We start from the raw sequence: 21,810 nt of genomic DNA, 5'->3' as shown, positions 1-21,810 counted from the left end.
CGCTTATTCATCGTTTTTCGAACATTTATCACGGATATACACAGAGACAAGGACATTTTCACGCTTATTTGCTACAATTCACCGTAATCAAACCCGCCAAAAAAGCAGCCTATCAGGCAGAGTAAACAAACACGCAGTACGCTTATCGCCAATGATTTTGTCAAAACTATAAACGAATAACAATAGATATAGTGTAGCTGATTTTGTGGTCGGGACAAAGATGCCGTATTAGCTATTTAAGAATTTACCTATTTCAGGTGTGCTATCACGTGTGCTGAATACCACATGCTTCTTTACTTTGACACCTATCCGTTTCTTTACTTTCCATACCCTTTATTAGGAAGCCTTATGACGACCTTAGCAGACTATCTAAACCAACATGCCCCTACTCCTGCACTCAATGACGTGATTACTACTGTCACTGATGTCGGCAAGACGATTTCACAGCTGCTTAGAAAAGGCGCTTTAGCAGATATCTTGGGCGAAGCTGGCAATCAAAACGTCCAAGGCGAAGATCAAAAGAAACTTGACGTATTGGCCAATGATTTATTGCTAGATGCCTTGGCAAAAAATGCTCATTGTGCCGGTGTTGCTTCAGAAGAGCTCGATGACGCTACCGCTGCTAATGATGATGGTAGCCTATTGGTGTTATTTGACCCATTAGATGGCTCATCAAACATCGATATTAATATGGCAGTGGGCACGATTTTTTCTGTTCTGCCGTATGAGCGCCAAGGTCAAACCAGTGAAAACAGCGACTATTTGCAAGCAGGTAATAAACAGCTAGCAGCTGGTTATCTATTATATGGCACCTCTACTGTACTAGCGCTGACTATCGCTGACAAGGTTGTGATGTTCAGTCTAGACCCAGAGACGTCCGACTATGTGTTGATAGAAGACAACGTCCAAATCGATGCCGATACCAGCGAATACGCCATCAATAGCTCAAACTATCGCTACTGGCGTGCTCCGATGCAGCAGTATATTGATGAGCTCATCGCAGGTGAAACTGGTGTACGTGGTCGCGACTTTAATACCCGTTGGGTAGCCGCCATGGTTGGTGACGTCCATCGCATTTTATGCCGTGGCGGTCTCTTCACTTATCCGTTTGACACCAAATACGCTCATAAAGCTGGCAAATTACGCTTGATGTATGAAGCCAACCCAATGAGTCTATTGATTGAGCGAGCGGGTGGCGGCGCAACCGATGCGGTCAATCGTATCCTAGATATCGAACCGACTGACATTCATCAGCGTGTCCCTGTGGTACTTGGTAGCAAAAATGAAGTCAATTACGTTAAAGATTTGCACGTTAACTATTCTGATAAATAATTAGAATAATTATTAAGTACGATCAGCCTAATGTTGAATAATCAATATTAGGCTGGTCATCTACATTACTCCCACTCTCTTCTCTAAGTGACTCACCATGGTAACAAATCCCACCGAGCTGATTACCTCAGATAAGAATACGACCGTCAAGCTCGTAAAAGCGCTGCTCGCACAGGCTCGCCAGCGTAAAAAGCACGGTCAGACAGTCATAGAGGGCGTTCATCTCATTGATGCCGCACTTCGTAGCGATTATCCATTCGTCCAGATACTATTGTCTGAATCGGCACGTAGTCACGCTGAAGTTCAGCAGGTGCTTACTCGCCTGCCCACTTACACGCCCATTCTCACTTTATCAGATGCACTTTATGAGAGTATCCGCAGTTTGGGTACAGGCATCGACATCATGGCAATCATTAAAGTACCTGAGCCTAGCTTATCCATGATTGATGAGGACTGCTTGATCCTAAATGACGTACAAGACAGCGGCAATGTCGGTACCCTACTACGCACAGCAGCGGCCATTGGTATAAAGAATATCCTATGTACCAGTGCAACTGCTCAAGCCTGGTCTCCTAAGACGCTACGAGCAGGTATGGGCGCACAGTTTGCGCTGACTATCTATGAGGGTCTGAGCACACAAGACATTTTAGATTATGTACAAGTGCCACTTTTAGCAACCAGCTCACATACCGATACCTTGATTTACGATCATGATTTATCTGCCCCGGTGGCTTGGATTATGGGACACGAAGGTCAAGGCGTCAGTGATGAGCTAATGCAGTGTGCAACGCCTATCGCTTTACCGCAGCCAAACGGTCAAGAGAGCTTAAACGTAGCGATTGCAGGGTCGTTATGTCTATATGAGACTTTGCGTCAACGGAACTACTCCTAGCTGATATCAAAACCCTATGATAAAAAAAACCCACCATCAATTGATAGTGGGTTTTTTATGTACGTCTATTACTACTGATATATTAAACCTTGCTGGTTAGCTCAGGTAATGCTGCGAACAAATCCGCTTCTAAGAAATAATCAGCAACGCTCGCGATAGGTGCTTCTGGGTCATTGTTGATAGCAACAATCACTTTAGAATCTTTCATACCAGCCAAATGCTGAATCGCGCCTGAAATACCAGCAGCAATATATAAGTCTGGTGCAACGATTTTACCCGTTTGACCAACCTGCATATCGTTTGGTACATAGCCTGCGTCAACAGCGGCACGTGATGCACCAACAGCAGCGCCTAGCTTGTCAGCCAATGGTTCAATATACTTAGTGAAGTTTTCGCCATTTGCCAATGCACGGCCACCAGAAACCACGATGCTTGCTGAGGTCAATTCTGGACGATCCGACTTAGCCATCTCTTCACTAACAAAGCTTGCTTTGCCAGTTTCTTGTACATTGTCGAGAGTCTCAACAGTGGCTGAACCGCCTTCGCTTGCAACAGGATCAAATGCTGTCGTACGTACAGTCAATACTACTTTAGCTTCTGAGGTTTTCACAGTTGCCGTCGCGTTACCTGCATAGATAGGACGCTCAAACGTTTGCGCATCTACCACACCAGAGATCTCTGACAGCATGCTCACATCAAGCAGAGCGGCAACACGTGGCATAAAGTTTTTGCCCGTGGTTGTCGCAGCCGTTAAGATATGACTGTAGTCACCCGCGATATCTGCAACCAATAGCGCGATGTTACCTGCCATTTGGTGCTCGTAAGCAGCATTGTCAGCAAGCAGTACCTTCGTCACGCCTTCAGCCTTTGCTGCTTCATCAGCGACTGCCTGAGCACCACTACCTGCGACCAATACATGGATATCATCGCCCATTTGCTTAGCAGCAGCGATTGTATTTAAGGTTGCCTTTTTTAGACTGACATTGTCATGTTCTGCATATACCAAAATTGCCATGATTTTAATCCTTTATTTATTCGTATCATCTATTCATGCGGTTGTTTGTGTACAGAGCCAATTGTATCGATGCTATGCCTATGGTCTATGTCAAATAAACACGCTGGATATATAGCCCTGTACCTGATATGCCGTAACGAAGTATCCAATCATTAAAAATTAGATGACTTTTGCTTCGTTTCTTAGCTTATCGACCAACTCATCCACTGACCCAACTGTAATACCAGCTTTGCGTTCAGCAGGTGGCACGACTTTAATAATTTCTTGCTTAGACGTCATATCAACACCGAAATCCGCTGGCGTTTTTTCATCAAGTGGTTTTTTCTTCGCTTTCATGATGTTAGGCAATTTAGCATAACGTGGTTCATTCAAACGCAAGTCAGTGGTGATAACCGCTGGTAGAGCCAAAGCAACCGTCTGCAGGCCGCCATCGATTTCACGCGTGACGTTTACTTTATCGCCTTCAACTTTCACTTCTGATGCAAACGTGCCCTGACCGATACCCATCAATGCCGCTAGCATCTGGCCCGTTTGGTTGTTGTCATCATCGATCGCTTGTTTACCTAGCAAGATGATATCTGTGCCTTCGGTTTCAGCGATGCTTTTTAGAATCTTAGCCACTTGTAACGGATATGGTTTTTCATCACTCACTACCAATACGCCACGGTCAGCACCCAGTGCTAATGCTGCACGGATCTGCTCTTGCGACTCTTTAGGACCGATTGATGCAACAATGATTTCATCAATGACGCCCGCTTCTTTTAGACGAACGGCTTCTTCTACCGCAATCTCATCAAAAGGGTTGATTGACATTTTAGTGTTTGATAAGTCAACGCCAGAGTTATCGGCTTTTACACGAACTTTTACGTTATAATCAATGACACGCTTGACCGCTACTAATGCTTTCATACGTTCCTCGTTTATTAATGTTATGAATTAAAAATTATCAGTTAAGAACCAAAGGTTCATCGTTGTTCAAACTGTCGTTCAAAATTGTGCTAAAGGTTATTACTACATCAACAAATATATTGTTCATTAAAAAGATGGGCCATTATCAAAATAATAGTAACACTGCATCTCTCGATAATAAATAATAATAAATCTGCTAAGGCTAAGCCAACCGTTATTATCAGACCTATGTATCTTGCGTGAGCAGGCCCATAAGGTCAAGACACTGCCGTGAATAATGCGTCATAAATTTGTCACCACTCTATAATAAACCTTCTATAAGTCCAAAATTTTGTGATTTTCTTAGATTGATTTACTTTAGCGTCTGCACCTTTATAACATTCTGTATGCTAGACGTACTTAGTATTTTGTTATTATTTCTCTCTTTGAGATTAACTATTCAAAATGATTGAGTAACCGAGGCTTATTGCTTGCCATTCTTGTTAGCATCAATTAACAATTCACTGTCACGTATGTCATCGAAAAGTGACCAGTCAGGTGCCACATCGTTGTGCTTAATGACACTCATATCACCTGTCGTTTCCATAATAACTGCAAACACCTCAGTTTTAGCTTTGATGCCGTTCTTACGCAGCACTTCTTGAACATCACTCCTACTTAGATTTGCTTCTTTTAAATTATCTGAGAAATACTCGCCATGCGCCATCAGTATAATCGCCTGATTGTCTATCAGAGCTTTTAGTGGTTTTACTTTACGTCTGATCAGTGAGACAACGCCCTGAATCAAAAACAGCACTGCCACAGCACACAATCCTTGTAGCAAAGAGGGTTTATCAGACAGCACAGTCGAGGCTAATATACTACCGATACCCACTGTCATGGCAAAATCATGACTCGATAGCTTAGAAAAACTACGCAGACCCATCAGCCGAGTAAAGAGCATCAGTCCTATATAGAATCCCACCGCCGACAAAGAGATGCCTATAACTTGTTGCCAATCAATTGAAAGCCAAGTCTCCCATTTCATAATAAGCCCTTATCTATTACTATTATTTTTTTGAATTAATCTCTTTTATTAGTTGATGACGACGGTGAAAAAATCAATAGCATTTCGTTTCTCTCAAAAAACTGACACAAAAAAAGCAACCTGATGAGAGGTTGCTTTTCTTTAAAATAGGTACAGTATTTTTATTGTTTTAACAAACAAAGCTATCAATGCAGATTGATAATCTTATTGTCATTAAGCTCACTGAAAATCAGTTTACTCAATAACGAATGAGATTATAGTGCTTCGATTTGCTCAGCTTGTGGGCCTTTTTTGCCATCACCTAAGATGAAAGATACTTTTTGGCCTTCAGCTAGGGTTTTGAAACCGCCACCTTGGATAGCGCTGTAGTGAGCGAATACGTCTTGTCCGCCATTGTCTTGAGCGATAAAACCAAAACCTTTAGCTTCATTAAACCACTTTACAGTGCCTTCAACTTTATCTGACATAAATTTTCCTGACTCTTTAACTGTTGGCGAGACTTGTGTCATCACCGATTAATTGATATATACCTGAGCATCTTGTGCTAAATGCGGCAGTTCAAAATTTAAAATATTCTTAAAGAAAACTTAAAATTCTCACCTCAAACACTCTTGGTATAATCTGATTATAACAGTTTTCTATGCAGGTAACAGTCTAAATTACTGATTTTTGTAAATAAATTCTAACTGTCTTTATGAATCAATATAGGCAGAAGACAGTCATATATCATATTGATATAAAAGATTTTTCTGAACTATCGGCATTCATCATCTAGCGATAAATACTCACTCTAACCAAATATGATAGAAAATTATGGGATAGACATTTTAATAGTGCCTACTGTGCTACCGGTAACCATGCTGAACTGAGTACCAATAAACATAATGCAAAAAACACTAAGGAAAACGATTGGCTGTAGGCGATATATTTGGCTGGTATAACGAGATCTTTTGGAGAATCAGGAATGCCTTTACGCTTTAGTAGCTTTGTGCCATATACCCAACCAAAAGTCGTATACAGACCGTAGGCTGCAGGAATCGTTATGGCCAATGGTGTCAGTTCAATCACGTATAACATCAACACCGAGATAAAAAACCACATCGTATCTAAGAGTGAGCTGAATTTAAAAAATTTAGATTGAGGCAGTTTGCCGTCAGTTTGCTTGAGCATCTCCCCTTCTATCCAAATTAAAACTGCTACCACAGCGCTAAAAATAACATAGACGAATTGCGGCGTTAGCCAGTCTGAATAAGATATTTGCACAACATACAACCTGTAATCTATAGAAAGAGAGTGTAGGGAACTCATTTGCCTTAATCATTCAGAGACAAATGCTGATCGTAAAAGCGCTTTGGTCAATGCCAAGGTGCCGGCTCATATTAGAGAGACATTTTATATTGGGTAACGACTACCCGTTTTCAACCAATATATACAAGGTTACAGACATCTACCAAAAATTGCACATAAAAAACCCGTGCTATCTACTGATAACACGGGCAACTTACTCTAAATCAGATATTTATCTGTATTAGACTTAGTTCTTTTCTTTATCGATGATTTTGTTGCCACCGATCCAAGGCATCATGCCACGTAGCTTAGCGCCAGTGATTTCGATTTGATGCTCAGCATTGTTACGACGACGCGCGGTCATTGATGGATAGTTAGTAGCGCCTTCAGAGATGAACATTTTTGCGTATTCACCAGACTGGATGCGTTTTAGTGCATTACGCATGGCTTCACGTGACTGCTCGTTGATGACTTCAGGGCCTGTGACATATTCACCGTACTCAGCGTTGTTACTGATTGAGTAGTTCATGTCAGCGATACCGCCTTCATACATCAAATCAACGATAAGCTTTAGCTCATGTAGACATTCAAAATAAGCCATTTCTGGTGCATAGCCCGCTTCTGTTAGCGTCTCAAAGCCCATTTTAACCAGCTCTACTGCACCGCCACAAAGTACGGCTTGCTCACCGAATAGATCCGTTTCAGTTTCGTCTTTGAACGTGGTTTCGATGATACCTGAACGACCACCACCAACACCAGCAGCATAAGATAGTGCTAATTGTTTGGCTTGACCTGAAGCATCTTGGTAGATTGCGATAAGATCAGGGATACCGCCGCCTTTGGCAAACTCTGAACGTACAGTATGACCTGGTGCTTTTGGTGCAACCATGATGACATCAAGATCGCCACGTGGTACGACTTGGTTATAATGAATCGCGAAACCATGAGCGAAAGCCAACGTAGCGCCTTCTTTGATGTTTGGCTCGATCACGTCATTATAAAGCTCTTTTTGGAACTCATCAGGCGTCAAAATCATAACAACGTCAGCAGCTTTTACCGCTTCTTCTACTTCAGAAACTTTAAGTCCAGCATTTTCAGCTTTTTTCCATGATCCTGAGTTAGCGCGTAGGCCAACCGTCACATCGACGTCTGATTCTTGTAGGTTAAGTGCGTGCGCATGGCCTTGTGAACCGTAACCAATAATGGCAACTTTTTTACCTTGGATAATTGATAAATCACAATCTTTGTCATAAAAAACGTTCATAAATAGAGTCCTTGTCTTCAATCATGGCTTGCCATGGATAGTAAACGCTTATGCTATAGCCAATATAATAACTAAGATAAGCGCTTTGTTGATTTAGATAAATAATTCTTGATTAGAATAATTTTTGATTAAAATAGATCTTGATCAAAATCAGTCGTAATAATGATTAAATGCTAAGCGTTTTTTCACCGCGAGCAATACCAATAACACCCGAGCGAACCACTTCCATAATACGCTCACGTCCAAGCACATCAATGAAGCCGTCAAGTTTGGCCTTGTCACCGACGATTTGAATCGTATACAAGTTGGCATTTACATCGACGATTTGTGCACGGAAAATATCTGCGCTGCGTTTAATCTCTTCACGTATACTGCCAGTCGCCCGTACTTTGATCAGCATCAATTCACGCTCAACGTGTACGTTATCCGTTAGATTAAGCACTTTAACCACTTCAATCAATTTATGCAATTGTTTGGTGATCTGTTCAATTCTTTCAGGTGAAGTAATGGTCGTCAACGTCAAGCGTGAAATGCTTGGGTTGTCAGTAGGCGCGACGTTGAGCGTTTCGATATTATAGCCACGCTGTGAGAACAAGCCGACTAGACGCGACAACGAACCCGCTTCGTTTTCCATCAATACCGAAATCAGATGTTGTTGTTGCATTAGGTACGCTCCCCTTTTGTTAACCACATATCACGCATAGCCTGTCCAGCGATTTGCATCGGATATACATGCTCATTACGATCGACATAAACATCGATAAATACCAGTTTGTCTTTCATTGCCATCGCTTCAGCCAATTGTGCTTCCATGGTCGCAGGGTCAGTAATTTTGATACCGACGTGACCGTAACTTTCAGCCAATTTGACAAAATCTGGTAAGGAGTTCATATAAGACTGGGCGTGGCGACCTTCATACAGCATGTCTTGCCACTGTTTCACCATACCTAGCTGTGCGTTATTTAAGTTCAAGATTTTGACTGGTAAATTGTACTGTAGGCAAGTCGATAGCTCTTGGATGTTCATCTGAATAGAGCCTTCACCCGTGATACACACCACGTCACGCTCAGGGTTAGCAAGCTTTGCTGCCATTGCATACGGCAGACCAACACCCATGGTACCAAGACCACCTGAGTTCAGCCATTGACGTGGCTCATTATAGGTATAGTAAAGCGCTGCAAACATCTGATGTTGACCGACGTCACTCGTGATAATAGCGTTACTATTAGTCACTTTATCTAGAGCTTGTACGACACTTTGTGGCTTGATACCATTATCTGTACTGGTGTCATAACGCAGACCATGACGCTTACGCCACTCATTAATCTGTGACCACCAATCTAGCAATGCATGCTGCTCTAGTTGCTTATCTTCACCAACGATTTCTAACATATCGGTTAGGACAGACTTTACATCACCAACGATAGGAATGTGCGCAAGAATGGTCTTTGAAATTGACGTGGGATCGATATCGATATGAATAATAGTCGCGTTAGGACAGAATTTTTTGACGTTATTGGTTACGCGGTCATCGAAACGCGCACCAACTGCCAAAATAACATCAGCATGATGCATGCTCATGTTGGCTTCATAGGTACCGTGCATACCTAGCATACCCAAGAACTGCTCATCTGAGCCAGGGAACGTACCAAGACCCATCAAGGTGTTGGTCACTGGTAAATTCAGACGATGAGCCAGATCGGTCAACTCTTCGTGGGCCTTACTCCAAATCACACCGCCGCCTGCATATACGACAGGACGCTGCGCGGCTAATAAAGTCTCAACCGCTTTTTTGATCTGACCGCTATGGCCTTTAAGTGAAGGCTGGTAAGAGCGTATAAATACCTCTTCTGGGTACTCATAAGCGAATTTTTCGCTAGGGGCAGTCATATCTTTTGGCACATCAATGACAACAGGGCCTGGGCGTCCAGACTGTGCGATATAGAAGGCTTTTTTGACGATCATCGGAATTTCGCTAGCATGGCGTACTTGGAAACTATGCTTAACGATAGGACGTGACACACCGACCATATCCGTTTCTTGAAAAGCGTCTTCGCCGATTAGGCTACTTGGCACCTGACCTGCAATCACTACCATCGGTACTGAGTCCATAAAGGCTGTCGCAATAGCGGTAACAGTGTTGGTTGCACCAGGGCCTGAGGTGGCTAATACGACGCCCGTATTACCCGTTACTCGTGAATAAGCATCTGCCATGTGGCCAGCTGCTTGCTCGTGACGCACCAAGATATGCTCGATGGCTTCTTGCTGAAACAGCGCATCATAGATGTGCAGAACAGCACCGCCTGGATAACCAAAGATATATTTGACACCTTCGTCAGTCAGCGCTTGTACCAGCATTTCAGCGCCCGATAGCATCACAGGCTGTGCACTGCCTTCTGCCAGACGTTGTTGCTTTTCTTCAAAATTTTTGGCGGCATTACCCGTTTGGGTATGTCCTGTCATATTCGGACTTTGCGTGGTTTGAGTCACTGTCATCACCTTTTTTTGCGGCGAGAATTCGCGGTATCTTAGGGCCAAAACAATCCAATATCAGCATTATTTTGCCCTCATTTGACACCAGCCAATCCTTGTCCATATCAAGAATTTCTGCCTATTATACTCAAGCAATGCGTCCTTTCGAGGTAGCATATTACTCAAATACAGCAATATATGTATGGTCAGGTTTGTGACAGATTTATCGATATATAATGACAAGATGCGAGCGCATCTATAAAGAGACTTATTATTAAGGATTACGACGAGCCAATACTGAGCGAATCATTGCGACAGATTTATAAATACTGATAGCCATATTTTAGTCGCCAATATTGATTTATAAGAATATTAAATCTTATAAGTCGATTTAGGAAACCACAAAGCTATGTGTTTATATCTCGTTTAACGCCACTGAATGTTCGCATTTAGCCATTTTAAATAATAAGTTTATCTCAGTCATTGTAGACGGATAAGTCCGGAGACAATGGATACAGCGATCGATAATAGTCATCGTACCTACTACCTACGCCCTATCATTATCACAAAGAAAATAGAACTTCTTAAGTCACCGATAAGCAACTTATAGCGCTTATTTTCAAGTGCCACGGCAATATCATAAAAGCCGCTCACTGACCAATCAACAGCTATTATATTCGGTGGTTTGCGCCGTATTGTCAAGAAAAACTTATAAACCCTACCCCTAACTATTGGTTATTAAATAATATACATTGATAAGTATTATTTGTTAGAATCAAGTGCTAGTACGTTACCGTTATCACCAAGACATCGAAATATTATTTTCATACATCGTTCGTTCAAAATAATTTGGATATAAAAAAGGCAAATAATATCGCTATTAGTGTTCAGCGAACTAAATAAATAGTAGAACATACAAGCCTGATACCTTATTCAAGTTATATAAGACTGACCACATCTATTTTTTGACCAAAAAAGAGGATTGCTACTATGGCATATGCGTCTAAGATACACACCGCTGTCAAATTATTAACAAGTACTGCGTGTATGCTAATGCTGTCTATGAATGCCAGTCAGGCCATTCAAGTCTATAAGTCGATTGGAGCGCATGGTGAAGTTAAATATAGCCAACATGCCCCGCAGGTCGGTAAAAATATTGAGCTGATCGAGTTTCGTAGTGATGGTAGACAGAACAATGCAGGACAGTTAGCTGGTAAAACAGATGCTAGTCAGAGCAACGCCCCTAGTGCAGAAGAGCAAAGAGTGGCAGCGCTTGAGACACGCATTAAAGAGCAAGAAGCTCAGGCAAATGCTCAGCGCTGTCAGTCATTGCGTAATAACCTAACCAACTTAAACGTTGGTGGACGTATTTATGAGATGGATGCCAGTGGCAAACGTCAATACTTGGATGGTCGCGAAATCGAGCTGAAACGTGAGCGTGTTCAGCAAGCAATAAGCCAATACTGTGGTAATGCTGCAACTTAATCTCTTCAAGATATAATAGTGATCAATTGATCATCAATTGCATCACATGGCGAATGGCTGCTGGCATGTCTTGCGCTTGCAGTCCTCGCTGACCAACCAAAAGCTGCTGGTTATGATGGTTTCCTGATATTTGATTAACCAGTGTATCTCCTGCAAACCCATGAATCATCACCGCTTGGTGCAAGCAACGCGATAATTCGCTTAAGTCTCGTTGTGCGAGCAGACCAGCCACTACTCCAGATAGTACATCTCCCATGCCAGCAGTGGCCATACCAGCATTGCCAACATTGCATATATATATTTGCTGTTGTTCTGCTATTTGCTCTAGAACCAATGACCCTGCCCCTTTTAGCACCCAGTCGCCACCATAAACATCAGCCAAATATTTGATAGCGTTTAGCCTATCTCTTTCTACCTCGCTTATTTTTTGATCGAGTAATCTAGCCGCTTCGCCGCTATGCGGTGTCAGGCAGACTCGATAATTGGCGCTATATTCTCGAAGCTCTTTTACCAGTGCATGATTGCATATGTGCAGCGATGCCAAATGATAAAGTCCATCGGCATCAATCACGATTGATTTTTGCTCTGTTATGGCAGTCTGTATGTAGTCGATAAATAGCGCTTTTGCTTTTTCATCACGGCCCAATCCCATGCCAATAGCCACGACGCTGGCTTGCTCAATCAGCGTCTTTACCCCCTCTGCATCATGTAAATTGATGGTCATCGCATCTGGCAATGAGGTTAGTAGGGCACCATGGGAGTCCTCATGACAGGCAACGGTTATCTTCCCCCCGCCCGTTGCCATTGTACTACTTGCAGAAAGTATTGCAGCACCGCCCATACCTTGAGAGCCATTGACACGATTGCCACCGATAATCAGCACATGTCCATAGCTACCCTTATAACTGTTTTGGCGTCGCGGCTTCATACTGTGTGCCGCTGTCAATAAGGTGGCCACTGGCACGCCTACTTGAGAGTGGTCTTGTACAGATGGTTTGTCAGGCGCTATACAGTGATCAGCTGTTTGATATAGTGAGTGTTGAATAGGGATCAGTGGTATGTCGATTACCTCTCCGCTATAGTCAGTGCCATCTTTGGTGTGTAGACCAATTTTTCGCGCAATCAAACACAACGTTACATCAGCTTGTATGGCTATGCGCTCAAACACTTGCCCTGTAGAGGCTACCAACCCACTTGGGATATCAACGGCGACTGAGAGCGCACGATGCTGCTGAATGACATGGTTAAACGCGTGAATCGCCTGTTCATAAATACCTGTCGGTACACGGTCAAGCCCAATACCAAACAAAGCATCGATATATATATCTGCTGGCAAAGCCATCGCTCTTAATTCAGCATCACTAATTTTGTCCCTATCAAACGTGTCAAAACTTTTATAGTTAATACTGGCAGACAGGGCTATTTTTAACGCTTTGATAGCGTCAGTGTCGACATCACTGCTGATATTCTCTTGCTTGGATGTCTTTGACTGGCGATGTCTGCTTAGATCATGCTCACTAAACCCTACTGCTATGACTTCCACTTGCCAGCCGGCTTGCTGCAAATAATGAGCAATGAGCCAGCCATCACCACCATTATTGCCCTTTCCTACCCAGATACTTGCGCGTGGCAAATAAGCACTGCGATGATAAACATCATTGTTAGCCGAAGAGTCATGGCTCAAATATCTTTCCTCAAATAGCAGTTCTATTTGCTGCGTCATTTGCCACGCAGCTTGTTGCATCAATCCAAAGCTGTCATACCCTTGTGCAAACCATGCTTGTTCTATCGCATAAACTTGCTCGCTACTATACAGCGCAACGGGCTTGGTACTTTTGGCAGATGATAAGTGCAGCTGATTTTTCATGACTAAGCCCCTTTATTTAAGTCTCGCTATTTTTACTGATGTTTTTGTAATATTGGGATAGAGCGTATGTTCTTTGATATCAGCTTATCAAACCCTTGCATCCACTTATGTATCAATATGCAGGTAAGTTTATGCTCTTTTATACTTGCGCTCATGACTCACTGGCTTATCATAGCGGTATTAATACAATCACTGACGATCAGACATGAATAATTCCACCGAGCTTACCCAGCACACGCCCGTTAAAAGCGAGAAAAGTAAAAACAAGATTGCAGTTAAAGCGTCCATCGAGTTTGTAACAGCAGCAGATGTAAAGCGATGGATCACAGAACAAGCACAAGCATTAGGGTTTGCTGACTGTGGATTCTTGTCTGTGCATCATCCTTTGTTTGCCAAGCAAATGGATCAATTACAGCAATGGCTTGATAAAGGCTTTGAGGGCCAATTGCAGTTCATGCACAACAACCATCATTTGCGAGCGAATCCTGACCAGTTGGTAGAGGGTGCAAAGACCATCATTAGCGTACGGATGGACTACTTGACCCAAGCGCCCACACCTCGCACTGTCGAGGATAACGATCAGCCCAATCAAGGTATCATTGCCCGCTATGCAAGAGGGCGCGATTATCACAAGACAATGCGTAGTCGCTTAAAACAGTTGGCGCTGAATATTGAAGCGATGCTACCTGAGTGGCAACATTTAAATATTGGCTCAGAAAAAGAATTTATTTTTAGACCTTTTAGCGACTCTGCCCCAATCTTTGAGCGGCCTATTGCCGATGCGGCAGGGCTTGGCTGGACAGGAAAGCATACCTTGCTAATTAATAAACAAGCGGGTTCGTTCTTTGTACTTGGCGAGTTGTTTTTAAGCCTTGAGCTGCCTGATGATGCGCCTGTCAAAGAGCATTGTGGCAGTTGTAGCGCCTGTATCGATATCTGTCCTACCCAAGCCATCGTAGCACCTCACCAATTAAACGCTGCTGCCTGTATTTCTTACCTGACTATCGAGCATGACGGTATTATTGATACCAAGTATCGACGTGCGATTGGCAATCGGGTCTTTGGCTGCGACGATTGTCAACTTATCTGCCCATGGAATCGATATGCCAATTTGACTACCATCGATGACTTTGCCCCGCGCCACAATCTGGATAGCAGTAGTTTACTTGAACTGTGGCAGTGGCAAGAAGCTGAGTTTTTGAAAAATACACAAGGTAGCCCATTGCGACGCACAGGTTACGTCAATTTTTTACGCAATATTGCCATTGGACTTGGTAATGCAAATGCCAGCTTAGAGACAGTCGAACAACTGCAATCCAAATTGGGCATACATAACCCTATGCTTGATGAGCATATCAAATGGGCGTTGCTTGAGCAGCATAATAAATTAGCAGAGCAATAAAAAAACTCTCTGTGAAATTATGCATTAAAAAAGCCTCTTAATGATTAAGAGGCTTTTTTGCGTTGTACTTATTGTATCTAACTGCTAATACATCATTTCAAATGCTAGTTTAATATTGTCTAAAAACTATGGCTTAGGAATACGTAAGACTTGACCTGGATAGATTTTGTCTGGATCAGACAACATTGGCTTATTGGCCTCAAAGATTGTCATGTAGTTACCAGATGCTCCATAAACTTCTTTGGCAATTTTAGACAAACTGTCGCCAGACTTCACGGTATACATCGTCGACTCTGGTGCATCTTCTTCAATATCGATATTATCAATAACTTTTGCGACGTTCTGTACATTACCGATAGCAATGATGGCTTTTTCACGATCAGCTTGAGTTTTAGCATTACCGCTAATTTCTGCCGTATCTGTTGAGCCATTATACTTGATTTTCAGATTACTGATATTGAGATTTTGCTGTTGTATGCGGCGCAATAAGATATTGGCAACTGATTGTGCTGACGGCTCACTACTCTGTACTGGCGTGCTGGCGTCGGCTTTCGTTTCTGTTTCCGCGTCATGCTTAGCATCATCGCGATTAAAAATTTTATCACCGATATCTTTTGCAAAACTGAACATACCCATTTAACTACTCCTTGGAATATTATTATTAATCGTTCTTTTTGTTAATGCATGTACCTAACTTACATCATGCTTTATTACGGCTTACCAAAACGAGTATAAACATAGGTGGTTGAAGTAGCTAGTAATAGTATGTTGAGTAATGTTTAATTGACGTAGTTTATGTTAATACATCTGGTAAATTAGAACGTGCAGTTTCCAAAATCTAGCCATAAAAAAACCGCTTAACCATAAGTTAAGCGGCTTAGTAAGCGTCGCTACATTACAAACAAATTATAGCTGTGCTTGTACGTAATCGATTGCTTTTTGAACAGTTGTTAGCTCTGCAGAATCTTCATCAGGAATAGTAATGCCAAAGTCACTTTCAAAAGACATAACTAGCTCAACCAAGTCCAATGAATCCGCACCTAGATCTTCCATGAATGAAGCATCAGTGTTGATCTCTTCAACATTCATACCTAGTTGCTCAGCCACAGCTGCTTTTACTCTTAGCTCGATATCATTACTCATGTAGATTACTCCTTTATCATCTATTATTTTTAATAAACTGTTATAGCACCGTATTTCAGCTCTATAGCATAGTATATAAAATGTATTTGCCAGACCGATACTGCTGTCTGATTACCATATGACACGTTATACAGTCTGTCTAATGCCTAATAAAGCCCTGCTATCATACAGGGCTCTGACACAAAAGTATCCGTTATTATAGCACCCTTTATTATAGTTTACACTCGTTCACACAGTTTTTTATTATAACTGTGTAACACTCGTATATTGACTACATATACATGCCGCCATTGACAGCAAGCACTGCACCAGTGATGTAACTGGCTTCATCGCTGGCTAAGAAATGTACGGCTGCTGCGATGTCTTCTGGTTGGCCTAAACGGCTGATAGGCACAGCGTCTAGCATAGAATTCAACAAGCGCTCATCCAGCTCATCTGTCATATCTGTCTCGATCAAACCAGGCGCCACACAGTTGATGGTCACTTGACGTGAGCCAATTTCGCGCGCTAGCGTACGGCTAAAGCCTTCTACACCAGCTTTAGTAGCAGCGTAGTTAGACTGACCTGCATTGCCCATTTGAGCGACGACAGAGGTTATATTGATGATACGACCACGGCGAGCTTTCATCATCCCGCGTACCGCGCGTTTGCTCATACGATAAACTGAGGTCAAATTGGTATCGATCACGTTTTCCCAATCCTCATCTTTCATACGCATGAGTAATCCATCTTGAGTGATGCCTGCATTATTGACCAGTACTTGCACAGCACCATAGACACTCTCAATCTCTTCAAATAACTTGTCAATCTGAGCGGTATCACGTACGTCTAACACACGGCCAATGCCACCTGTGTCATGAAGATAATCATCAATCAGCTCAGCACCCTTTTCGGTAGTGGCTGTGCCAATGACAAAATGCCCTTCTTTCGCAAAACGTTTGGCAACTGCTTTACCAATGCCGCGGCTTGCGCCTGTCACTAATGTAATCGTACGACTCATGATAACACCTCAAATAATTTTTCTAGACGGGCAGGCTTGTCAGTAGGGTAGCTGGTGATTGGTTGCGCTTGACGCTTAGCTAAATTACTGAGCACGTTGCCACTGCCACATTCGATTAATATATTAATTTGTTTATCAGCCAATTCTTGCATGGTTTTTGACCATAACACAGGCTCACTCAGCTGCTCTGTCAAGGCTTGCTTGATACCTACCGCGCTTGTCTCAACACGGGCATGGCGGTTCTGAATCACCGGAATAGTTGCTTGATCAAACTTAATCCCAGCCAATATTTCAGCCAATGCATTACTTGCAGGCTCCATCAGCGCGCAATGTGAGGGTACGCTCACCTTTAGCGGAACAGATTTTTTGCCAGTATTTTTTACTTTATCAATCACAGCATTAACGCCATCGGCATTGCCTGAGATAACGACCTGCCCTGGGCTGTTAAAGTTGGCTGCACCAACGATCGCTCCTTCAACATGCTCAGTGGCTTGCTCGCACAAGTTCTCGACTCGATTGTCTTCAAGTCCTAACACAGCAGCCATAGCCGTATCGATACCGACAACGGCTTCTTGCATCAACTGACCGCGTTTATGAACTAAGGTTACCGCATCGCCAAGTGATAGCACATTGGCAGCACACAAGGCACTGTATTCGCCCAAAGAGTGACCCGCTAGATAGCAAGGCGTGTCGGTCATTTTTTGTTGTAAGACACGCCAAATCGCAATACTAGCCGTGAGCAGTGCTGGCTGCGTGTAATGAGTTTGACCAAGTTTTTCTTCATCTTGACAGATTGCCCACAAGTCCTCGCCAAGCGCTTCACTCGCTTCGGTAAAAGTATCGCGTATCTCTGGATAAATCTCGGCAAGCTCACCTGTCATAGCGACAGCTTGAGAGCCTTGTCCAGGAAAAACAACCGCAATACGAGCAGGTTGCTTTTTTACCGTATCGGGTACAGAAGCCATAACCAATATTCCTTATCTGATTGAAGATATCCCTAAAAATGATGGGGTATATTATATTATTGGATGTGAGACAACGCCGCTATCTCAGTCAAACGAACAGCGTGTCGATAAACTATACACTGACGCACACTATTATCATAGCGTATCAAAATCAAAGCACGCTATTTTAATATCATTAGCAGATTATATCAGCACAATTTTTGCTCTATCAAAAACTAAAAAGACAGATCCACCTTACAATTAGCCGTCACGCAAATAACAAAAAGCCAAGTCATCCGGCTACATAATATATGATAGCGAAATAACTTGGCTTTTTTTAGCTCAAAGTTTATTGCTCAGTATTAGCTCAGCAAACAAACAACAGTCACTATGACTGTCATTAGTCTGCTAAAGCCATTACATAAACAATATCTTAGGCGTCTTGACTAACTTTAAACAACTGACGACCACGGTAAAAACCATCTTTAGTCATGTGATGACGACGATGTTTTTCACCAGTAGTAGCATCAACGCTTATCTCAGCGATTTCCATGCGGTGATGTGAACGGCGCATGTCACGACGAGAACGACTTTTACGACTTTTTTGAACAGCCATGATATAGCTCCTATACTTAAAAGGGATAAGCTTAAAATTCAGCTTTAGTCGATACTGACAGAGGCTATATAATCACAACAACCTAAGTCTTAAGCATCATTAGTTAAATAGATTGCCACTCACATAAACCACTGACTATGTCTAAGATTTATAAAAAATCTGCTTAGTCAGTTTCTATCAGCAAGCAACAAGTTGCTAGAATGCAATAAACCGGACATTATACGCATGTTTATTGGATTAATAAAGCCCTGCCTAGCACTCTTCGGTACAAAGCAGATAAAAGGCTCAATAAATGCATGCCATAAATCATTTTGACGCTTATAATTTGCCTTTGAGAGAGGCTAGAGCCGCAAAAGGATTTTCAGTTTCTTCTTCCTCTGGTATCTCACCAAACTGCTCAACTGACATCTCACAATCAGCATGCTTAGGTGCCATTGGTGTTTTGAGCAATATCTCGTCTTCTACCAGTTTTTTAAATGGTAATAGTCGCTCTGGTGATTGCTCAGTGACAATCTCATCTAACAATAAATAATCTTGCTCTTCATTAACTAAGCGCATTTGGCTTTCATCATCAAGCAGCGCGATATCATACTCATCACTCAAATCAACAGCAATCGGTTGTAGGCAGCGTTGACACGTCAACCAGACTTCACCAGTCAATGTAAAAGCCAGATGCAGTACATTGTTACGGCGATACAAGTTGGTATTTAATACGATATTCGATTGTTCATGTTCACCAGCTAAAACAGTCGCGAGACGCTCAAAAGAGCTGGGGGCTGCTTCACCTGCCCATTCAAAGCCCGTATCTTCCCACTTATTTAAAGAGATGTTATCAGGCATGCTGTTTGACGCAGGCACCTGTATTTTACTAGCATGAAGCGCTGACGGCTTGTTATCTTGGGTGCTTGACATACGCGGCCTCATTGATCAAAAACGGTGTATAATATTGCCTGCCATACTAACGGAAAGCGCCCTGCTACGCTAGCGCTAGTATGTTAATATTTTTTGATGGTGCATTTACTCATGCTCCTTTCATCTTCCCATTTTTTCTAGAGATTTTCTGTCTTTAGTCTTTATTGAGTCTGTTTTTTATCTATGAATCTGTCTAATAACCCAGTCGATTTTTATAAGTTACTTCCCCCTACTAAAGCTCAAGTATTGCTACAAAGAATCGAACAACTGAGCAGTAACGTAGAAGCCTCTTCGATTGATACCTTTTTAAGTTCTAAAAGAGATCACTACTCAAATAAATGGCGACAAATTCATGTTGAGCATGCAGATAAGACTCTGCAAATAGAGGCAAATTCGGTCACGGACAGCGAACAAGTAGCGACTGATTGGCTGATAAACTTATTCAATGATTTATTTATCGATCAACATGTCGTATTGGTTCGCAGTAATGGTGAACCAGAGTATTTTCCTGCACAAGATACTCACCCTGCGAGAATTGAATTTGCCCATGGATTTTTTGCCAGTGCGTTGCATGAGCTAAGTCACTGGTGCGTAGCTGGTGACGCTCGTAGATGCTTACCCGACTTTGGCTATTGGTATGCGCCTGATGGTCGTACAGCAGCACAGCAGCAAGCATTTGAACGCGTAGAGATTAAACCTCAGGCATTAGAGTGTTTGTTTACTTTGGCTTGCGGGCGGCAGTTTCAAGTCTCACAAGACAACTTGTTTGCAGATTTTGATACCAGTAGCAGTACTTTTGCTGATGATGTCTATCAGCAAGTAGAACGCTATATAGCTGATCCGCATACTCTACCACGCGATGCCAAGACTTTATTACATGCTTTACTCAATATCTGTGCGGCTGATTAGTGACTTATAGCCATAATAGCTCTATTCATGATGGTAGCGCTTTGTTCGTTAACGATTTTCTACGCTTGGTAACCCCTTGCCACTAAACATAGTGATGCTTTGAGCTATACTGATGACTGGGACCGTGTCATTAGATAGATTATATTGGTTAATATTATATGTATTGGCTGATATAGCTATCTAATAAACGCTTTTATTTAAACCATGAAGCATTTGTTTTAATTTAAAAATCAATAATTATAAAATAAGGAACTGTTATGCAAGTATTCTATGTTCATCCAGAAAACCCACAGCCACGTCTCATTGAGCAGGCTGCTGATTTATTACGTAAAGACCAGTTGATCATCTACCCTACCGACACCAGCTATGCCTTTGGCTGTCGCCTTGGTGCAAAAGATGCCTTAGCAAAGCTCAAACAGATTCGTGAACTCGATGACAAGCACCAATTTACTTTACTGTGTCGCGACTTAAGCGAGATTGCCAATTATGCCGCAGTGGATAATGTCCAATTTAAGCAGCTTAAAGCTCATACACCCGCGCCAATTACCTTTATTTTGACAGCGACAAAGGACGTGCCGAAGAAATTGGCACATGCTAAGAAAAAAACCATTGGTATTCGTGTTCCTAGCAATCCGATTGCCCAAGCATTATTAGAAGCAATGGATGAACCTATTTTGACCAGCTCGTTGATACTGCCTAACCGTGACGATATTCTCGACGATCCCTTTGAGATCGAAGAGTTACTAGGTAATCAAATAGATGGCCTTATTAATGCGGGCATAAAAACCACCAAACTGACTACTATCGTAGATATGACCAGTGGCAAACCTGAAGTTATTAGACAAGGTGCTGCTAACGTCGATGACCTACTTCTCTAATAAACGAGTAATACGATTAACCAAATTTGAGACATAAAAAAAAGCTCCAATTCAATTGGAGCTTTTTTTATAAAATATGTCTTTAGTGCAAAATTAGTCGCGATCAACCAATTCTACATAAGCCATTGGCGCATTGTCACCATCACGGTAACCGCATTTTACGATACGCAAATAACCACCTGGACGCGTCTGGTAACGAGGACCTAACGTGCCAAATAATTTGCCTACCATAGCTTTGCTACGCATACGGCTGAATGCTAAACGACGATTAGCAACGCTGTCTTCTTTAGCCATAGTGATCAATGGCTCGGCAACGCGACGTAGTTCTTTAGCTTTTGGTAAAGTTGTTTTGATCAGTTCATGCTCAAATAATGAGTTAGTCATGTTCTGAAACATTGCCTTACGATGACTGCCGGTACGACCCAGCTTGACTCCACTCTTACGATGGCGCATAGT

General features: G+C 42.4%; 22 protein-coding genes. 6 read left to right on the top strand and 16 right to left on the bottom strand.

From position 1 onward, the window contains the following. The first annotated feature begins 348 nt into the window (after positions 1-348). Positions 349-1,332, top strand: a complete 984-nt coding sequence (locus IP510_RS12660; RefSeq protein ID WP_194365189.1) for a class 1 fructose-bisphosphatase — start codon at positions 349-351, stop codon at positions 1,330-1,332. Positions 1,333-1,429: 97 nt separating this feature from the next. After that, positions 1,430-2,224, top strand: a complete 795-nt coding sequence (locus IP510_RS12655; RefSeq protein ID WP_194365188.1) for a TrmH family RNA methyltransferase — start codon at positions 1,430-1,432, stop codon at positions 2,222-2,224. Between the two features lie 82 nt (positions 2,225-2,306). Here the strand turns inward: IP510_RS12655 and IP510_RS12650 are convergent, their stop codons facing one another. The 8 genes from IP510_RS12650 to IP510_RS12615 all read right to left on the bottom strand — a co-directional run bounded on the left by IP510_RS12650 (position 2,307) and on the right by IP510_RS12615 (position 10,102). Then, positions 2,307-3,239 carry an electron transfer flavoprotein subunit alpha/FixB family protein gene (locus IP510_RS12650; protein ID WP_194365187.1) on the bottom strand — a complete coding sequence of 311 codons (933 nt, stop codon included), beginning with the start codon at positions 3,237-3,239 and terminating at the stop codon, positions 2,307-2,309. 159 nt (positions 3,240-3,398) lie between these two features. Beyond that, positions 3,399-4,148, bottom strand: a complete 750-nt coding sequence (locus tag IP510_RS12645) for an electron transfer flavoprotein subunit beta/FixA family protein (RefSeq protein WP_194365186.1) — start codon at positions 4,146-4,148, stop codon at positions 3,399-3,401. Between the two features lie 463 nt (positions 4,149-4,611). Continuing rightward, entirely contained in the window at positions 4,612-5,175 is a 564-nt protein-coding gene (locus tag IP510_RS12640; protein WP_194365185.1) for a DUF421 domain-containing protein, read from the bottom strand. A gap of 254 nt (positions 5,176-5,429) precedes the next feature. After that, positions 5,430-5,642, bottom strand: a complete 213-nt coding sequence (locus IP510_RS12635; protein ID WP_194365184.1) for a cold-shock protein — start codon at positions 5,640-5,642, stop codon at positions 5,430-5,432. 370 nt (positions 5,643-6,012) lie between these two features. Further along, positions 6,013-6,438: a hypothetical protein gene (locus IP510_RS12630; protein WP_194365183.1), complete on the bottom strand. Its 426-nt coding sequence runs from the start codon at positions 6,436-6,438 to the stop codon at positions 6,013-6,015. A gap of 271 nt (positions 6,439-6,709) precedes the next feature. Next, the gene (ilvC, locus tag IP510_RS12625; protein WP_194365182.1) at positions 6,710-7,726 is read right to left on the bottom strand and encodes a ketol-acid reductoisomerase; all 1,017 of its coding nucleotides are present in this window, start codon (positions 7,724-7,726) and stop codon (positions 6,710-6,712) included. 166 nt (positions 7,727-7,892) lie between these two features. Beyond that, a complete protein-coding gene (gene ilvN, locus IP510_RS12620) occupies positions 7,893-8,390 on the bottom strand; it encodes an acetolactate synthase small subunit (RefSeq protein ID WP_194365181.1) in 498 nt (165 codons plus the stop codon). Then, complete coding sequence (locus tag IP510_RS12615) at positions 8,390-10,102, bottom strand: acetolactate synthase 3 large subunit (RefSeq protein WP_197177696.1); 1,713 nt, start codon at positions 10,100-10,102, stop codon at positions 8,390-8,392. Before IP510_RS12615 ends, ilvN begins: the two co-directional genes overlap by 1 nt. 1,086 nt (positions 10,103-11,188) lie before the next feature. Here IP510_RS12615 and IP510_RS12610 point away from each other — a divergent pair. Next, positions 11,189-11,683 carry a DUF4124 domain-containing protein gene (locus tag IP510_RS12610; protein WP_194365179.1) on the top strand — a complete coding sequence of 165 codons (495 nt, stop codon included), beginning with the start codon at positions 11,189-11,191 and terminating at the stop codon, positions 11,681-11,683. A 22-nt stretch (positions 11,684-11,705) separates the two neighbouring features. On the opposite strand, the gene IP510_RS12605 is transcribed toward IP510_RS12610, so the two are convergent. Then, a complete protein-coding gene (locus IP510_RS12605) occupies positions 11,706-13,550 on the bottom strand; it encodes an NAD(P)H-hydrate dehydratase (RefSeq protein WP_194365178.1) in 1,845 nt (614 codons plus the stop codon). A 205-nt stretch (positions 13,551-13,755) separates the two neighbouring features. Here IP510_RS12605 and queG point away from each other — a divergent pair, with 205 nt between their 5' ends. Next, a complete protein-coding gene (queG, locus tag IP510_RS12600; protein ID WP_194365177.1) occupies positions 13,756-14,952 on the top strand; it encodes a tRNA epoxyqueuosine(34) reductase QueG in 1,197 nt (398 codons plus the stop codon). A gap of 126 nt (positions 14,953-15,078) precedes the next feature. Here queG and lysM read toward each other — a convergent pair whose 3' ends face one another. From lysM to IP510_RS12570, 6 genes are all read right to left on the bottom strand, one after another. Continuing rightward, the gene (gene lysM / locus IP510_RS12595; protein ID WP_194365176.1) at positions 15,079-15,588 is read right to left on the bottom strand and encodes a peptidoglycan-binding protein LysM; all 510 of its coding nucleotides are present in this window, start codon (positions 15,586-15,588) and stop codon (positions 15,079-15,081) included. Positions 15,589-15,858: 270 nt separating this feature from the next. After that, complete coding sequence (gene acpP / locus IP510_RS12590) at positions 15,859-16,095, bottom strand: acyl carrier protein (RefSeq protein ID WP_194365175.1); 237 nt, start codon at positions 16,093-16,095, stop codon at positions 15,859-15,861. A 271-nt stretch (positions 16,096-16,366) separates the two neighbouring features. Then, positions 16,367-17,095 (bottom strand): 3-oxoacyl-ACP reductase FabG, encoded by a 729-nt coding sequence (gene fabG, locus IP510_RS12585; protein WP_194365174.1) that lies wholly within the window; start codon positions 17,093-17,095, stop codon positions 16,367-16,369. Further along, positions 17,092-18,060, bottom strand: a complete 969-nt coding sequence (gene fabD, locus IP510_RS12580; RefSeq protein ID WP_194365173.1) for an ACP S-malonyltransferase — start codon at positions 18,058-18,060, stop codon at positions 17,092-17,094. The genes fabG and fabD overlap by 4 nt, the downstream gene beginning before the upstream one ends. A gap of 412 nt (positions 18,061-18,472) precedes the next feature. Then, on the bottom strand, positions 18,473-18,655 hold the full coding sequence (rpmF, locus tag IP510_RS12575) for a 50S ribosomal protein L32 (protein ID WP_011512869.1): 183 nt from the start codon (positions 18,653-18,655) through the stop codon (positions 18,473-18,475). 318 nt (positions 18,656-18,973) lie between these two features. Next, positions 18,974-19,567, bottom strand: a complete 594-nt coding sequence (locus IP510_RS12570; protein WP_194365172.1) for a YceD family protein — start codon at positions 19,565-19,567, stop codon at positions 18,974-18,976. 183 nt (positions 19,568-19,750) lie between these two features. Between IP510_RS12570 and IP510_RS12565 the strand changes: the two genes are divergently transcribed. Together IP510_RS12565 and IP510_RS12560 are read left to right on the top strand one after the other, a co-directional pair. Then, a complete protein-coding gene (locus IP510_RS12565; protein ID WP_227669756.1) occupies positions 19,751-20,476 on the top strand; it encodes an elongation factor P hydroxylase in 726 nt (241 codons plus the stop codon). A gap of 257 nt (positions 20,477-20,733) precedes the next feature. Then, entirely contained in the window at positions 20,734-21,354 is a 621-nt protein-coding gene (locus IP510_RS12560; protein ID WP_194365171.1) for an L-threonylcarbamoyladenylate synthase, read from the top strand. 93 nt (positions 21,355-21,447) lie between these two features. On the opposite strand, the gene rplQ is transcribed toward IP510_RS12560, so the two are convergent. Then, positions 21,448-21,807, bottom strand: a complete 360-nt coding sequence (rplQ, locus tag IP510_RS12555; protein WP_021813387.1) for a 50S ribosomal protein L17 — start codon at positions 21,805-21,807, stop codon at positions 21,448-21,450. Positions 21,808-21,810 lie beyond the last annotated feature (3 nt).

Origin of the sequence: Psychrobacter sp. NG254, assembly GCF_015277735.1 — a bacterium.
In the GTDB taxonomy this organism is placed as follows: domain Bacteria; phylum Pseudomonadota; class Gammaproteobacteria; order Pseudomonadales; family Moraxellaceae; genus Psychrobacter.
This window is presented reverse-complemented; position numbering and strand designations above follow the sequence as displayed.

Excerpts from the sequence above, each read along its gene's own strand:
- IP510_RS12660 (WP_194365189.1), top strand. The coding sequence starts at position 349 with ATGACGACCTTAGCAGACTATCTAAACCAACATGCCCCTACTCCTGCA.
- IP510_RS12655 (WP_194365188.1), top strand. The coding sequence starts at position 1,430 with ATGGTAACAAATCCCACCGAGCTGATTACCTCAGATAAGAATACGACC.
- IP510_RS12650 (WP_194365187.1), bottom strand. The coding sequence starts at position 3,239 with ATGGCAATTTTGGTATATGCAGAACATGACAATGTCAGTCTAAAAAAG.
- IP510_RS12645 (WP_194365186.1), bottom strand. The coding sequence starts at position 4,148 with ATGAAAGCATTAGTAGCGGTCAAGCGTGTCATTGATTATAACGTAAAA.
- IP510_RS12640 (WP_194365185.1), bottom strand. The coding sequence starts at position 5,175 with ATGAAATGGGAGACTTGGCTTTCAATTGATTGGCAACAAGTTATAGGC.
- IP510_RS12635 (WP_194365184.1), bottom strand. The coding sequence starts at position 5,642 with ATGTCAGATAAAGTTGAAGGCACTGTAAAGTGGTTTAATGAAGCTAAA.
- ilvC (WP_194365182.1), bottom strand. The coding sequence starts at position 7,726 with ATGAACGTTTTTTATGACAAAGATTGTGATTTATCAATTATCCAAGGT.
- ilvN (WP_194365181.1), bottom strand. The coding sequence starts at position 8,390 with ATGCAACAACAACATCTGATTTCGGTATTGATGGAAAACGAAGCGGGT.
- IP510_RS12615 (WP_197177696.1), bottom strand. The coding sequence starts at position 10,102 with ATGCTATCGGGCGCTGAAATGCTGGTACAAGCGCTGACTGACGAAGGT.
- IP510_RS12610 (WP_194365179.1), top strand. The coding sequence starts at position 11,189 with ATGGCATATGCGTCTAAGATACACACCGCTGTCAAATTATTAACAAGT.
- IP510_RS12605 (WP_194365178.1), bottom strand. The coding sequence starts at position 13,550 with ATGAAAAATCAGCTGCACTTATCATCTGCCAAAAGTACCAAGCCCGTT.
- queG (WP_194365177.1), top strand. The coding sequence starts at position 13,756 with ATGAATAATTCCACCGAGCTTACCCAGCACACGCCCGTTAAAAGCGAG.
- lysM (WP_194365176.1), bottom strand. The coding sequence starts at position 15,588 with ATGGGTATGTTCAGTTTTGCAAAAGATATCGGTGATAAAATTTTTAAT.
- acpP (WP_194365175.1), bottom strand. The coding sequence starts at position 16,095 with ATGAGTAATGATATCGAGCTAAGAGTAAAAGCAGCTGTGGCTGAGCAA.
- fabG (WP_194365174.1), bottom strand. The coding sequence starts at position 17,095 with ATGAGTCGTACGATTACATTAGTGACAGGCGCAAGCCGCGGCATTGGT.
- fabD (WP_194365173.1), bottom strand. The coding sequence starts at position 18,060 with ATGGCTTCTGTACCCGATACGGTAAAAAAGCAACCTGCTCGTATTGCG.
- rpmF (WP_011512869.1), bottom strand. The coding sequence starts at position 18,655 with ATGGCTGTTCAAAAAAGTCGTAAAAGTCGTTCTCGTCGTGACATGCGC.
- IP510_RS12570 (WP_194365172.1), bottom strand. The coding sequence starts at position 19,567 with ATGTCAAGCACCCAAGATAACAAGCCGTCAGCGCTTCATGCTAGTAAA.
- IP510_RS12565 (WP_227669756.1), top strand. The coding sequence starts at position 19,751 with ATGAATCTGTCTAATAACCCAGTCGATTTTTATAAGTTACTTCCCCCT.
- IP510_RS12560 (WP_194365171.1), top strand. The coding sequence starts at position 20,734 with ATGCAAGTATTCTATGTTCATCCAGAAAACCCACAGCCACGTCTCATT.
- rplQ (WP_021813387.1), bottom strand. The coding sequence starts at position 21,807 with ATGCGCCATCGTAAGAGTGGAGTCAAGCTGGGTCGTACCGGCAGTCAT.